Annotated in this window: 12 protein-coding genes and 1 pseudogene; 7 read left to right on the top strand and 6 right to left on the bottom strand. The window is 66.6% G+C overall.

What is annotated here, in order from left to right:
* Positions 1-1,407 precede the first annotated feature (1,407 nt).
* On the bottom strand, positions 1,408-1,896 hold the full coding sequence (locus tag AB0I10_RS37685) for a 2'-5' RNA ligase family protein (RefSeq protein ID WP_363157257.1): 489 nt from the start codon (positions 1,894-1,896) through the stop codon (positions 1,408-1,410).
* A 270-nt stretch (positions 1,897-2,166) separates the two neighbouring features.
* Between AB0I10_RS37685 and AB0I10_RS37680 the strand changes: the two genes are divergently transcribed.
* Positions 2,167-2,460: a transposase gene (locus AB0I10_RS37680; RefSeq protein WP_363157256.1), complete on the top strand. Its 294-nt coding sequence runs from the start codon at positions 2,167-2,169 to the stop codon at positions 2,458-2,460.
* 225 nt (positions 2,461-2,685) lie between these two features.
* Here AB0I10_RS37680 and AB0I10_RS37675 read toward each other — a convergent pair whose 3' ends face one another.
* Positions 2,686-4,059, bottom strand: coding sequence for a PQQ-binding-like beta-propeller repeat protein (locus tag AB0I10_RS37675; RefSeq protein WP_363157255.1), 1,374 nt, complete (start codon positions 4,057-4,059; stop codon positions 2,686-2,688).
* 64 nt (positions 4,060-4,123) lie between these two features.
* Positions 4,124-4,231 (bottom strand): annotated as a pseudogene (locus tag AB0I10_RS37670) (O-methyltransferase); the annotation flags it as partial.
* Positions 4,232-4,544: 313 nt separating this feature from the next.
* Between AB0I10_RS37670 and AB0I10_RS37665 the strand changes: the two are divergent.
* A complete protein-coding gene (locus tag AB0I10_RS37665; protein ID WP_363157261.1) occupies positions 4,545-4,964 on the top strand; it encodes a polyprenyl synthetase family protein in 420 nt (139 codons plus the stop codon).
* 342 nt (positions 4,965-5,306) lie between these two features.
* Here AB0I10_RS37665 and AB0I10_RS37660 read toward each other — a convergent pair whose 3' ends face one another.
* From AB0I10_RS37660 to AB0I10_RS37650, 3 genes are all read right to left on the bottom strand, one after another.
* Complete coding sequence (locus AB0I10_RS37660; RefSeq protein WP_363157254.1) at positions 5,307-5,597, bottom strand: hypothetical protein; 291 nt, start codon at positions 5,595-5,597, stop codon at positions 5,307-5,309.
* On the bottom strand, positions 5,597-6,187 hold the full coding sequence (locus AB0I10_RS37655) for a sigma-70 family RNA polymerase sigma factor (RefSeq protein WP_363157253.1): 591 nt from the start codon (positions 6,185-6,187) through the stop codon (positions 5,597-5,599). The genes AB0I10_RS37660 and AB0I10_RS37655 overlap by 1 nt, the downstream gene beginning before the upstream one ends.
* A gap of 70 nt (positions 6,188-6,257) precedes the next feature.
* Entirely contained in the window at positions 6,258-7,745 is a 1,488-nt protein-coding gene (locus AB0I10_RS37650; protein WP_363157260.1) for a sodium:solute symporter, read from the bottom strand.
* A gap of 664 nt (positions 7,746-8,409) precedes the next feature.
* Between AB0I10_RS37650 and AB0I10_RS37645 the strand changes: the two genes are divergently transcribed.
* The 5 genes from AB0I10_RS37645 to AB0I10_RS37625 form a co-directional block, all read left to right on the top strand.
* Positions 8,410-8,637 carry a hypothetical protein gene (locus AB0I10_RS37645; protein WP_363157252.1) on the top strand — a complete coding sequence of 76 codons (228 nt, stop codon included), beginning with the start codon at positions 8,410-8,412 and terminating at the stop codon, positions 8,635-8,637.
* Between the two features lie 38 nt (positions 8,638-8,675).
* Positions 8,676-10,820 (top strand): carbon starvation CstA family protein, encoded by a 2,145-nt coding sequence (locus tag AB0I10_RS37640; protein WP_363157251.1) that lies wholly within the window; start codon positions 8,676-8,678, stop codon positions 10,818-10,820.
* A 14-nt stretch (positions 10,821-10,834) separates the two neighbouring features.
* A complete protein-coding gene (locus tag AB0I10_RS37635; RefSeq protein WP_363157259.1) occupies positions 10,835-11,023 on the top strand; it encodes a CstA-like transporter-associated (seleno)protein in 189 nt (62 codons plus the stop codon).
* A 770-nt stretch (positions 11,024-11,793) separates the two neighbouring features.
* Positions 11,794-12,603 carry a 2OG-Fe(II) oxygenase gene (locus tag AB0I10_RS37630; protein ID WP_363157250.1) on the top strand — a complete coding sequence of 270 codons (810 nt, stop codon included), beginning with the start codon at positions 11,794-11,796 and terminating at the stop codon, positions 12,601-12,603.
* Between the two features lie 117 nt (positions 12,604-12,720).
* On the top strand, positions 12,721-13,577 hold an 857-nt coding region (locus tag AB0I10_RS37625; protein ID WP_363157249.1), incomplete at its 3' end, for an AMP-binding protein.

The raw sequence follows: 13,577 nt of genomic DNA, 5'->3' as shown, positions 1-13,577 counted from the left end.
GGCAAGTCTATGCGCACGCGGACGAGTTGAGCATCCGCCCATGCCCCGCCGCCCGAGCGGCGGGGCATGGCGCTGCCGCCCGCTGTCATCGGTAATGCCGCCGGGTGTGCGGCTGCTCGCAAGGGGGCTCGGTCCGTCGACGCGACGATGCATACCCTCGCGGCTGTGCCCCGTTACTCCGCCGCACCACGGCACAGAACAAACAGAACAAGCCGAACGCATGCTCCGAAGCGCCATGCGGTCCGTCGCCGTCCTGATATCTCTCCTCGGTCATGACACTGACCGAGGAGGACTGCGCCCATACGACAGACCCCACCCGTACCCCGTGGGTGGGAGAAGGGGGCGATGCATATCCCACACGGGTGGTGTTGCGAGTAACGATATTCGGCCAGGAAGCCATCCCCTGAGTTCAACTCGCCTCGTGATAGGGGTTGTTCGTGTCGGGCTCACCGACGTGGAGTACGGGCATGTGTAGTGCATAGGAGGCCCCGGGAGGTGGGGGCGGCCGGAGCGCACCGACACGCGAAGGGCAGTGTGCCCCGGCCTCTTCCCACCTACCGGACGCGGTTCTGCCGCTGACGTTATGGGCATGGCGGGCACGTCGCGACGTGGCGTAGCCATCCGTGCGGCAGTGCGGATTACTCAACGCGCCCGTGTGAATCGAGTGCTGGCCGATAAGTGTTGCGGCGGACGCTGATCGCATGCTCTTGCGGGGTCCCGCCGACCCGGTTCGGGCCGACAGGACTGAGCTCCTCTCTTACCGGCGGAAGCGGAAGTTGATGGTCACCTGGATGGCCTTGATGCTTCCTCCCAGGGCGCCGGCGCCGATGAGGGCGCCGCCCAGGTGTGAGTGCCCCGATAGCCCGATGACCACGCCGGCGACGCAGCACAGCGCGCACAGCACCAGCTTCGCCCAGCCGAGGACGATCTGGCCTCGCGAGCGAGCCTCAAGGGTCTCCTCCTGTAGAGCTTCTGACGGCGCGCCTCCTCGTCATCAGCCGACCTGCGCCTGCGGCCCGGCTCAGGTTCCTCGCGGCAGGACATGGCCTGACCGGCGGAACAACCTGGGGCATCGCCGACGTAAAGGGCGGCGTCAGTGTGATGCGGGCCGTTCTTCGCCCCGTCGGCGATCGTTGCATCGAGCGTGATGTACGACGGCGGTGTGAGGTGTGCCTGCGGCGACCGGATGCGGCGGTGCTGACCTACCTGGGCCGTGGTGGCGCTGGCGGGCAGATGAAGACGCGTGGACACCGGCTGAGGTGGCCGACCTTTTCCGGGCGTACAGCAGTGGTCACCGGCTCGTCCCGCGGCATCGGGGCTGCGGCGGCTGAGCACCCATCCGCCGCGGGAACGCAAACGGACAAACGGTCGCTAGTGAACTGCGCCCCTTAGTGCGCCGGGCGCACTTCACCGCCCCTCGAATGGGGCAGCGTCGTCCTCTTCAGTGCGGGGCAAGATCGCGATCGAGGATCTTGCCCGGACCAGCTGTCCGGTGCCCAGGAGTGGCGAGCTCTCGCGTGTGTGTGGCAGGCCGCTGTGCGACACATGCCTGCGCTCCGGCCCTGCACCGGTCGGTCCACGACGAAGTCCTCGCGTTGCTGCTGCCCGGACCGAGGCAGCGGCCAGATCTATTCCCCCGGCCGCACGCCCGGCCCGGCTCCCGGCCGACAGCAGTGTCCGCGAGGAGCCGGGCCGACCTTCGCGCCACCCGGCCGACGCATCCGCCAGCCGCCCGGCATCGGCCTGGTGCAGGAAACCGAGCGTGATGTGCATGTGCTCGGGTTGCTGTGGATCGATGCGGTCTTTGTGCCCGTCTTGCAGGCCCACCAGGGCGTCCACCAATTCGGAGGGGACCCGGAGGCTGAAGAAGACGTTCACTGTCGCACTGGTCGTCATGTGCTTCGCTCCAATCCGAGGGCAGCAGGACCCGCAAACCCTGACGTCCGCCCCCCCGCCACGCTCAGGCAGGGCTGGCAGCGGCCGGGGAGGCCCATCACCGGGCCATCGGGTCAGAAGTCACCATGGCCCGGCCAACGCATTCTCGCTGCTGTCGTACATGCATCGGCCCGGCCAGGTACTGACGCGCGCCGTAACGTCCCCCGAACGCCAAGCGCAAGCACCGGTGAGACCTGGCCGAGGCGGAATCCGTCGGCCGGCTGCGTGGTGGTGCGTGATGTCATTGCGCGAGGCCCTGCGCAGGTCGCCGCGCGGTGCGGGGTCAGCCCCATCGAGCGCTCCTCGGGCCGCCGGCATTACCGCCGGCTCAACCGCGGGGGCGACCGGCAGGCCAATGCCGCCCTGCACCGGATCGTGCAGACCCGCCTGCGCTTCGACCCGCGCACCCAGGACTGCTACGAACGCCGCACCAAGGAGGGCAAAACCCGACGCGAGATCGTCCGATGCCTCAAACGCTACGCCGCCCGCGAGGTGTTCCACCTGGTCAGACCCACACAGTCATGACCATCGTCATAGGGGCAGTGTGTGCTGAGTGCCTGAAGGAGGTCCAGCAGCGGCAGCAGAAGCCAGGGCAGGTCGTCTGAACAGAGCCGTTGCCCGTTCAGGGCTATGGGGAAGCGTCGCAAGGCGCCGGAGCGTCCTGATAGCGGAGCTATTGGGGCGTTTCGGCAACGCCGCGAGGTGTCGTGCCAGACGTCGTGGGCCCGGCCCTGACCCATCGGGCAGGCCCTATAGCTCCTCCGGGCGCTGGGAAAGCCGGATGGCCCGCACCCCTTCCTCATTGGCGCAATAGACCACGCCATCGGTGACAAGGGGCGGTGCCGATGCCGTCCCGTCCTCCCCCGAGCTCACCCGCCACCTGGCCCGGCCACTGCGGGTGTCATAGCCGTACCAGTCGTCCAAGTAGCCGACGATCAGGTGGTGCCCCGGGGCCGTGACGGCGGAGTAGGACGATTCGGCGCGTTCTGCCCGCCAGCGGGGGCGGCCGGTGCGCGCGTCGTATGCCTGGACAGTCGTGAGGTGATGGTCAAGGTCCAGGTCCTCGCTCCAGGTCAGATACACCGAGTCGGCATCGGCGGCGATCACGGGGCTCTCGTAGGACTTGGTCGAGAAGGCCGGGGCGGTCCAACGCACCGCGCCCGTCACGGCATTGAGTGCGTGCAGCCGTTGCTCGGCGTTCTTGCCGTGTCCTGGAGCGTTGATGTAGACGGTGTCGCCCTGGACGACCGCGGAGGAGGCGCGTGTGGCGGGACTCGTCCAGCGCACCGCGCCGGTGCGGGGGTCGTAGGCGACCAGCTCCGAGCCGATGCCGTTGTCGCCGTTCCGTCCGTAGAGGGTGTCCTTGCCGAAGGCGTCCACGGTCCGGTTGGACGTGGGATTGCTGGGCGGGGCCGACCAGCGCAGCTCCTGGGTCTGCGGGTCGAGGGCGGCGATTCCCTCGTCCGGGAGGCGGATGTACGCGAGGCCGTCGCGTACGTCCAGGAGCGTGGCCTCTCGCTCCCATACGAGGTGTCCGTAGGTCGCGTCCAGCGCGTACAGGACCGACGGGGGCGGGTCCGGGTCCTCATCGTAGGTGGACGGCAGGATGCTCAACAGGACGAGGGAGCCTAGGCGCATGGGGGCGGTGAGGTCGGCTATCTCGCGCATGCCCATGTGCCCGTTGGGGCGGGCCGTCCAGCGGTGTTCGCCGTCCGAGGTGCGCAGCGCATGCACGGCGCCGTCATGGGTGGCCAGGTACACGGTGCCGGAAGAGACAGTTCCGGAGGAGACGGTCATCTCGCCGGTGTAGGTGTCGGAGAGCGGGGTGTGCCAGCGCTTGCGGCCGTTGGTGGCGTCGAGCGCGTACAACCCGGCACCTTCCTGTGTGGCGAGGTAGAGCGTCCCGTGGGCGTAGACGGCGGGTGCCAAGTCTGTGCCTTGGTCGCCTTCGTCCTTCAGGAGGAAGGTCCAGAGGGGTTGGTGGGCGGGCGGTTTGTCCTCCTCCTGGGCCTGGTTGATGGCTCGCAGGACGGCGACGGAGGCGAGCGCCCCCACAGCGCCCGCCCCCAGCTTCAGCACCCGCCGCCGGTCGATGTCCGCCCGTATTTGCCTGTGCATCCCCATACCTGCAGGCTAGGGCCTTCCCGACCTGACCCATCGGACAGGCCCTAGTACGCCGGGTAGTTGCCCTGTCGGCGTCGATGAACGCCATGTTGATGACCGGCTCGGCGTCGAGCGTGCGCAGCGTCTTCAGCGCGGGAGCGATGCGCAGGTCGATCCGGTCGGCGACGCCTGACACCCCCGGCACGGCCGACCGGTCACGGTGTCTGAGCTGAGCTGGCGACACGAGCGCCGAGATGCACGCCGGAGTGCGCACTTGGACGTGGGGGCGGCGAGGTGCGTAGGTGCTGCCATGTGCTTCCACACCCTCGTTTCGCGCCGGTAGGGCATTGGGCAGCCCTTGGGGGTAGGACGAGAGGACGTGGTTGTGTGGCGACAGTGCAGGAGACTGCGCTTTCGGCTCTTGAGCGTCCCGTTTACTGGATCGTCGGCACTCTGCTCGACGAAGCCCGGCGGATGGCGGTAGGCGTCTTTGGCTCGGCCTCGTGATGAACCCGGCTTCGACCTGGCTGTCGCCGCTCGGCCTGATCCTGCCGGGCGTCCGGCGGGCGGTCGATGTCGTGCTGGCCGACTTCCTCTGCTCCAAGGCCCAGTCCGCTGTCGACGGCCGACTGCCCAGCGAGATCACCCAGGTTCTGCATGAGTTCGTCTTCGCCGGTGGCAAGCGGCTGCGGCCGCTGTTGTGCGCTCTGGGCTGGCATGCCGCCCGCGGCAGCGCCGACATCGGCCCGCTCATCCGCACGGCGGCTTCCCTGGAGATGTTCCACGCGTTCGCCCTCATCCACGACGACCGGTCGTCCACCTCACCAACCAAGTGCCGCGCGCGTGATACCGGGGGTCGGTACCGACGGCCTCGCCGGACACCGATGTCACCGTCGCGACGACACCGCTCGTCGTGCGCACCGTAGCCGTCGATCCGGAACGGCACTGGGTGGACGTGTCGGTCACGGCGGGCGCGGCGAGCGCGGTCGAGATCGTCCGGGGACTCCAGACCGACGGCGTGATGGGCCCCGTCGGTGAGCTCCAGGAGACCAGGACGCCGTGCGGCGACCCATCCGCCGCGGGACGTTCGCCACGGCCTCAACCGCCCGAACCTGGGGTGAGGTGAGCGTTCGGCCTCGGATGGTCAGGGCGGAAACTTACGACTCGCTCCGGGATTGAGGTCAGGACGTGCCGGCCTGACGAAGTCGCAAACTAGCCCTGACGAATCGACGTCCGGATCGGACCATCCGACCCCGGCCGCAGCTGATTTACACTTCGCTGCCGAGAGGCGGAGCGCCCGGGCTGGTGGACGATCTCGCCTCTGCGCCGTTGAAGATCACGTGGGTTTCCGGTGATGCGTGGGAGAGGGTCATCAGACCGATGGCGCAGACGATGGCGACGATGAGCAGCACAAGCAAGGCGACGATGCATCGGCGCCGGTACTCCCGGCGCCGCCAGCGTGCCTGCTCCTTGCGGTAGGAGTTCGTCGACCCGTCCGGCACCGACGCGGCTAGGCTTTCGAGGGTGCTACGCAGTAGCTTCTCCGTGCCTGCGCTCACTACGTTGCTCCCTCCATGGCCTTTGCCAGCTTCGCCATTCCTCGGGCCGCGTGCGATTTCACCGCACCGGCGGAGATGTTCATCGTATCCGCGATCTCGGCTTCCTTGAGATCCAGCCAGTATCTGAGGACCAGCACTTGACGCTGCCGAGCGGTCAGCGACCGGAGCGCCGCGACGAGGGTTTGTTGATCGTCATTGAGCAGAGCCTGTTGTTCGGCCGAGTGGATCAGGCTGTCCGGTTCGTAGTAAGTGTGCCGACGCATCAGCCGTATCCGGCGTATGCGCATCCGGGTCAGATTGCAGACGATGGACCGCAGATATGCGGCGGCGGCATCGGGTGTTTTCAGTTTCGCCCAGCGACAGTGAAGCTGGTAGAAGGCCTCGGAGACGACGTCCTCCGCATCCTGGTCCGCGCCGAGCAGGATGGCCAGTCTCAGTAGCCGGGCGTAGTGCTGGTCGAAGAGGTGGGCGATTGCCACCTCGCGGTCGGCGTCACGCAGATCAAGCGCGGCCTCGACTCCCTCATCGGGTGTGTCTTCCTCGATGGGGAGAGGTGGTTTGTCGTGGGGCTGGGGATTGGGCGAGGACATGCCGGAAACGGCTGGCCGGTGTGTGCGGACACGTGGTGGCGGGAGCAGGTTCACGGGGCGGGACCCTCACTCAGTCGACGATAAAGGTGTAGTTCGAGCCGCGACGTTCCCATGCGGCACCAGTGGTGGTGCAGTCCGTTCCGCGTGGGGCCCCGAGACGGTCGAGGACAGGTGTGAGTGCTGCTGCGATGACGAGGTTGAGCACAAGGGCGGTTACAGCGACGTAGACGGGGGCGTGTGCACGGCCAATTCCGACGTCGACGACGGAGGAGAAGCCGTGCAGGCCGAGAAGACCGGTACCGGCGGCCATGCCTGCTGCCCAACCGATGAACAGGGCGCGCTGGTGGAACCATCGAGTGAAGAGTGACACCACGATCGTCGGGAAGATCTGGAGAATCCAGACGCCGCCCAACAGGTGCAGATTGATGGCATCTTGGGGTTTCATCAGCAGGGCGAAGGCCACCGCGCCCGCCATCATGGCGAGTGCGGTGCCCCGGGCAAGGCGGACCTCGTGTTTGGGGGTAGCGGTGGGATTGAGGTACTCGCTGTAGATGTTGCGTACGAGCAGCATCGACATGCTCATCGCCATGACGACCGCAGGCAGCAGACCTCCCACGGCGAGGGCTCCGAAGAGCAGGCCGGAGAGCCAGTCCGGGGCCAGATTCCGGATCAATGCCGGCACGGCCAGCTCACCGTGTCCCGCCGGGGCTCGCACACCGACGGCGAGCGCGGCGATCCCGAGGAAGGCCGAGAGCCCCAGCGTCATGCTCCAGGCCGGAAGAAAGTTGGTCGCGGCACGCAGTGTGTGCTTCGACCGGCTGGCCATGGAGACCATCAGGACCTGTGGATACATGAGTTGGGCCAGTGCCGACCCCAGAGCGAGCGTGGCGTATGCGGTGAAGTTCTGCTGTGGTACACCGAAGGTCTGGCCTGCGGTTCCGCTCCTGCGGGCGGCCATCTCGAACACTCGGCCCGGGGCGCCGATCTCGGTGACAACCAGAATGATCAGCACGGAGATGGCGATCCCGATCAGCACGGCCTTGAGGATTGACATCCGCACACACGCGCGCAGCCCTCCGGGATGGGTCACCAGGGCGAAGAACATGAAGAGCAGAGCCAGTACGCCGCAGCTCACCACTCCCTTCGGGGCGATTCCCATGGAGTGCAGCACGGCGGTCAGGCCCACGACCTGGAGCCCCAGGTAGGGCATGGTGGCCAAAATGCTGGTCAGGGCCGTAGCGAGGGCCAGCGGGTGCGAGCCGTGCCGGGCACGGACGTAGTCGCTCGCGGTGATCAGGTCATGCTTTGCGGCCACGTTCCGGAGGCGGGGGAGGAGGATCATGATCAGAGGCGAGAGCAGCGTTGTGTAAACGAGCGCATAGAGCGCGAGTCCGCCGGTGCCGAACATGAGCCCGGGGACGGCGATATAGGTGTACGACGTATAGACCGTGCCGCCTAACAGCAGACAGGTGGCGGCTGTGCTGAGACTTCGGCCTCCCAGTGCCCAGCGATCAGGGTGCGGCAGTTCGTCGCGTGGCGGACGACGGGCACCCGCCAGCGCCGCGCAGCAAATGACGAGCGTGAACCCTGTCCAGATCGACTGGTTGATGATGCCCCCCTCTTCCCATGGGGGCGAGGGAGCTGCAGCGTGACTGCATCGGTCGACCTTTCCGAATCGCTCGGCGCAGAGGTAATCACGCCCCCGTGAATTCCATCATGTGGAATGAATATTCCATCGAACGGCATGTTAGGTCGCACGAGATGGAGCGTCAAGAGTGGGTCGTGCGGGTGGGTGGGGGTGAAGTTCCACCCTCGTCCCGCCTCATTCCGGCACGGTGTCCGACTTGGTGATCTATGTCACTCCATGATCTTCGGCGGACTCGTAACCCTGTCGCACCTGCCGCGCAACCAACACTCGAAGCCGATGGCGGGAGCGCGACGAAGCGCAACTGCCGCTGTACGTCGTAGGAGTTCGCCGCGCGTCGCGCTGCGGCGGGCCGCCACGGCGCGCATTCCTACGTCGTTGATGCCGGCTACCGCCCTCCGTCCGTCATATGCGGTCCGTCAGGTGGGTGCGCCTTCGTATTCAGTCACGGCTGGGATGCCGGTCCCGATGACTCCGACAACATGAGTGGAAGGGGAGCGAGTCATACGCCTCCAACTGCTGAGTGGCAGCGCAGGCGCCACCCGGACGCCCCTCCGTCCTGGTGAGGGATGCGTCCGTGGCCGCGAAGGATGAACCGGACAGTGCAGCGCGCAGATCACCGAGGCGCAGCGCCTGGCGTGTGCTGCTCCTCGTGCCGTTCACCGCACCCGTACTGACGATCGCGCTGCCCAATGATCATCCAGGGCCTTCCGGCATCCCCCTCGTCTACACACTGCACTTCGCCTGCTGCCTGGTGAGCATGGCGGTCACCGCCCTGGTGCAGCACCTGGCCAAGGACGTCTGACGACCACTCAACTCCCGTTTAATGAAAGGTAGTTACTCATGGATCCGAAGAATTCCCCGGTGGCGAGGCCTCGACGCCGGGAAGGCCGTCGCGCACTGCGGATCGCAGTGTGGACCGCTGTGGTCCTCGCGGCGACGGCAGCCTGGGCAGTGCTTGCCCTGGCGCGCGGTGAGCAGATCAACGCCATCTGGCTGTTGGTCGCCGCGCTGTGCTCATACGCCGTCGCCTACCGGTTCTACGCACGCTGGATCGCTCGCCGGGTGCTGAGAACGGACGACACCCGGCCCACCCCGGCCGAACGCCTGGAGGACGGCGTCGACTTCGTGCCGACCGGGCGGAGTGTGCTGTTCGGTCACCACTTCGCGGCGATCGCGGGTGCCGGCCCTCTGGTGGGGCCGGTCCTGGCCGCACAGATGGGATACCTGCCTGGCGTGCTGTGGATCGTCGTCGGTGCAGTGTTCGCCGGAGCTGTGCAGGACATGGTCACGTTGTTCCTGTCGATGCGCCGTGACGGGCGCAGCCTCGGGCAGATGGCTCGTGACGAGATCGGCCCGGTGGGCGGTGTCGCTGCCATCCTTGCGGTGCTCGCCATCATGGTCATCCTGCTGGCGGTGCTCGCGCTGGTGGTCGTCAACGCCCTGGCGGGGTCTCCGTGGGGAACCTTCTCCCTCGCGATGACCGTGCCCATCGCGCTGTTCATGGGGTTCTGGCTGCGGGTGGTGCGGCCTGGCAGGGTGCTGGAGACCAGCGTGATCGGTGGCGTACTGCTGCTGCTCGCCGTGGCGGGCGGCAACTGGGTGGCCCAGTCGCCGTGGTTGGCCGATGCCTTCACGCTCGCTCCGACCACCCTGGTCTGGCTGCTGATCGGCTACGGATTCCTCGCGAGCGTACTGCCCGTGTGGATGCTCCTGGCTCCCCGGGACTACCTCTCCACCTTCATGAAGGTGGGCGTCATATCGCTGATGGCCGTCTCCATCATCGTCGCGCTGCCCGCCATGAAGTCGGACGCGATCAGCCCTTTCGCGGGCGCGGGTTCGGGGCCCGTCTTCTCGGGCAGCCTGTTCCCCTTCCTGTTCATCACCGTCGCCTGCGGCGCCCTCTCCGGATTCCACGCCCTGATCTCCTCGGGCACCACGCCCAAGCTGATCCAACGTGAGTCGCACGTCAGGTTCATCGGATACGGAGGCATGCTCACGGAGTCCTTCGTCGCCGTCATGGCCCTGATCGCCGCCTGCATCCTGGACCCGGGCCTCTACTACGCCGTCAACTCGCCGGCGGGGCTCCTCGGCGAGACCGCACAGTCAGCGGCACACGCCGTGCAGCAACTGGGATTCACGATCACGCCGGATGCGCTGCACCAAGCTGCGGCGGCAGTCGGCGAGGACTCGTTGGTGGCCCGCACCGGTGGTGCGCCGACCTTCGCGCTCGGCCTGTCTCACATCCTGTCCGAGGCGCTGGGCGGGGACGCTCTGCGTGCCTTCTGGTACCACTTCGCGATCATGTTTGAGGCCCTGTTCATCTTGACGACGGTCGATGCCGGCACCCGGGTGGGCCGGTTCATGCTTCAGGACGCACTGGGCAATGTGTGGCGGCCGATGCGCAACGTCAGCTGGAAGCCCGGAATTTGGCTGTGCAGCGCGCTTGTGGTGGCGGCATGGGGGTACTTTCTGCTGGCCGGCGTCACGGATCCGCTCGGCGGGATCAACCAGCTGTTTCCGCTGTTCGGCATCGCCAACCAGCTCCTGGCCGCCATCGCGTTGGCGTTGTGCACCACAGTGCTCATCAAGCAGGGACGGTGGCGCTGGGCCTGGGTCACCGGAGTGCCGTTGCTCTGCGACGTCGCCGTGACACTGACCGCGAGCTGGCAGAAGATATTCTCCGCCGATCCCAAAGTGGGATTCTTCGCCCAGCGGGAGCGGTACGCGGACGCCCTGGCTCAGGGAGAGTTGCTGGCGCCCGCCCACTCCGCCGACGACATGCGCCAGGTCGTCACCAACTCCACCGTCGACGGCACCCTCTCCGTCGTATTCGCCCTCCTGGTGGTCGTCGTGATGGCTGATGTCGTCCGCATCTGGACAAAGGCCCTGCGCTCGCCTGTCGCGCTGCCGACGTCAGAGTCCGCTCTGGGCTCTCACCCGCCGCTCGCGCATACCGAGCGTGTTCCGGAGGAGCGACCCGCTTGAGCATCGTCGGCGGCGTGCGGCGCCTGTGGGGAAAGGGCGTCCACTATCTGAGGGAAGTCTCGGGCCAGGCCGAGTTCCAGCGGCTGTGCCATGCGCATGAAGCCACCCATCCCGATGGAGGGAGCTTGTCGGCTAAGACCCGCAGGGCGCTCTGGCGCGCCCACTCAGAGCGAAGGGCGCACGAGACGAACCGCTGTTGCTGACGACCCGTATGGCAGTGATCCAGCTCACATGAAGTTCCTCGTATTGCAGGTAAACCGAACGTCACCCGCGGGCAACTCTGGTTATGAAGGACCCACCGCCGGTGGCGTCCGGCTGGCTTGGACGCGCGTTATTCCGACACCTCTGGTGAAAAATCAAAAATACTTGCCAGGGTGTGTCTGAACGCTGATAGGAATGCGGTAATGAACGTCCGGACGTACTGATCGGGAGCAGGGAATGCCTAGTTCAGTAGCGCCTCGCAGTGTTGCTGTAGAGGGTCCCTGCAATCGGACCCCTGAGATCTCGGAGGAGGCCCTGTGCAACCGGTACAAGTCCTGCGGATGGGACAAGGCCCGCCGGCGGAATTTGCGCACGGTGACGTCCTGAGTGCGCGGACCGCGTGGGCCTCCCAGGAGGTGCTCGCCGAGAAGTGCGCCCTGGAGCTGGTCAATAGGCGGGGCTACGATATGTAGGCGCGCACCCGGAAATCGGACTGCCTTAATTCAGTGCTCAGAGCTTCGCCGCTTCGACTTGCTTGCTGCGCTGATGTAGTGGCTGGTTTCCTGGCACTCGAAAACCAGGCGCACGCAGGTGCGCCGGCTGCAGATTTCCGTCGAATAATTCTTGACCCCGGTGATCGAATCACCTAGTTTTCCACCAGTGGATATCTGATTCCACATTCTGGGATTCAGCGAACCAATGCGAGTTCGCTCCATGGCAGCGAGACCACATGCGAGTACTCCTGCCCTCTCTCACCATGAGGAGTTCCTTCATGAGCGTCACCACGCATGTCGTCAGGTCGCTGACGAGCGAGATCGCCACCGAACTCACCACCGAGACGCTGCTCAAGCTGGCCAACCGGGAGATCGGCGCGATCCACGTCCGGGGGTACTACCCGGTCGACGTCGCCGGCGAAGTCGCGCAGAAGGCGATCAATCACCAGGCGCTCGGCAACTATCACAAGCAGCACACCAGCAGTGTGGGCCGGGTGTACATGCCGCACATCGACACCAAGTGGGATGCGGAGCTGTCGAAGAAGTACCACGATGCTGCGCTGCCGGCCATCGCGGACGTGCGCTCGATGTTCCACCCCTACCTGTCGCCGGTCGACCGGGTGCGCCTCGAACTGCAGGAGCTGTGGCCGGCGGGCGCAAACCTGATGCGGCTGCGTGAGCGCGCCTGCTTCGTCGGCGCCTTCCGGGTCTTCCAGCCCTCGACGTCGGAGTTCTATCCGCACAATGACGCGATCGACCAGGAGACCGACGCGCCTGAGATCGAGGGCATCCTGAACCAGCTGGTAGCCAACATCTACCTCCAGGTCCCGGATGAGGGCGGCAACCTGCAGCTGTGGCTGCGTGAGCCCACGGAGGACGAGACCAAGATCATTCTCGATGTCGAGGGGCTGGACCCGGCGTCCGTCGAGGCCCCGGTCCATGAGATTCACCCGGAGGCGGGCGACCTCATCATCTTCAGCCCTCGGATGCTGCACGCGGTGACCGTCGGTCATGGCAAGCACCGTGTCGGCGCAGCCGCGTTCATCGGCACCAAGGGTCCGCAGGAGCCGCTCGTGTACTGGAGCTGATCCCCACCCGGCGACTGCTCCCTTCTTACCGACAGCCAACAGGAAGAGGACTACGGCATGCTCCCGGCGCTGGTTCGCGCACACGCCACGACTCACCCGAACCGAACGGCCGTCGTCGTGGGTCAGGAACGACTGACCTACGCCGAACTTGACGACCAGGTGTCCAGGCTGATTCACCAGCTGCGTGACCGGGGCATAGGCCGTGGTTCTCTCGTTGGCATCCACCTCGACCGCACACCGGTGGCGGTGGTGGCCCTGCTGGCTGTCCTGGGAGCCGGTGCGGCCTACACCGTGATCGAGCCCAGCGCACCGGTGACGGAGGGCGCGGGCCGGCTTGCCACGGCAAGGCCTTGCCTCGTGCTCACCTCATGGCGTTACCGGGACGACTTGGTCCGCTGCGGGCTGAGCGTTCTGGACGTCCATGAGGAGGGCACGGGCAACGCCGGCCGGGTGCCACTCGCAGCTACGGAGGAGGGCGACACTGCGTACGTCCTCTACACCTCGGGTTCGACCGGCGTTCCCAAAGGCGTCATGGTCACCCACGCCAACGTCCGGCATTACACGGAATCGCTGCTCGCCCGGCTCGACATCACTGAGCGGCTCGGGTACGCACATGTGACGACGCTCGCGGCGGACCTCGGCAACACCTGTCTCTTTCTCGCGCTGTGGACCGGCGGCACCCTGTACCTCGTCGACGACGCCACTCGCCGAGACCCCATGGGGCTGCTGCGCTACCTGCAAGCCGAGCAGGTAGATGTGCTCAAGACGACGCCCTCGCACTGGAGCGTCCTCTTCCGGGCCTTCGGCCACGATGCGACAACCAGGCCCGAGATGCGCTTCCTGCTGCTCGGCGGCGAACTCATGGCGCTGCCGCTGGCCCGCCGGCAACTCGAGTCGGGTGTCGCGGGCACCCAGGTCAACCACAAAGGACCTACCGAGGCGGCGCGGGCCAGCGGCAAGCCGAGCGAGGACGG

It is taken from the genome of Streptomyces sp. NPDC050636, assembly GCF_040654775.1.
Lineage (GTDB): Bacteria > Actinomycetota > Actinomycetes > Streptomycetales > Streptomycetaceae > Streptomyces.
The sequence above is the reverse complement of the archived record's forward strand: the minus strand, read 5'-3'. Positions and strand labels throughout refer to the sequence as shown.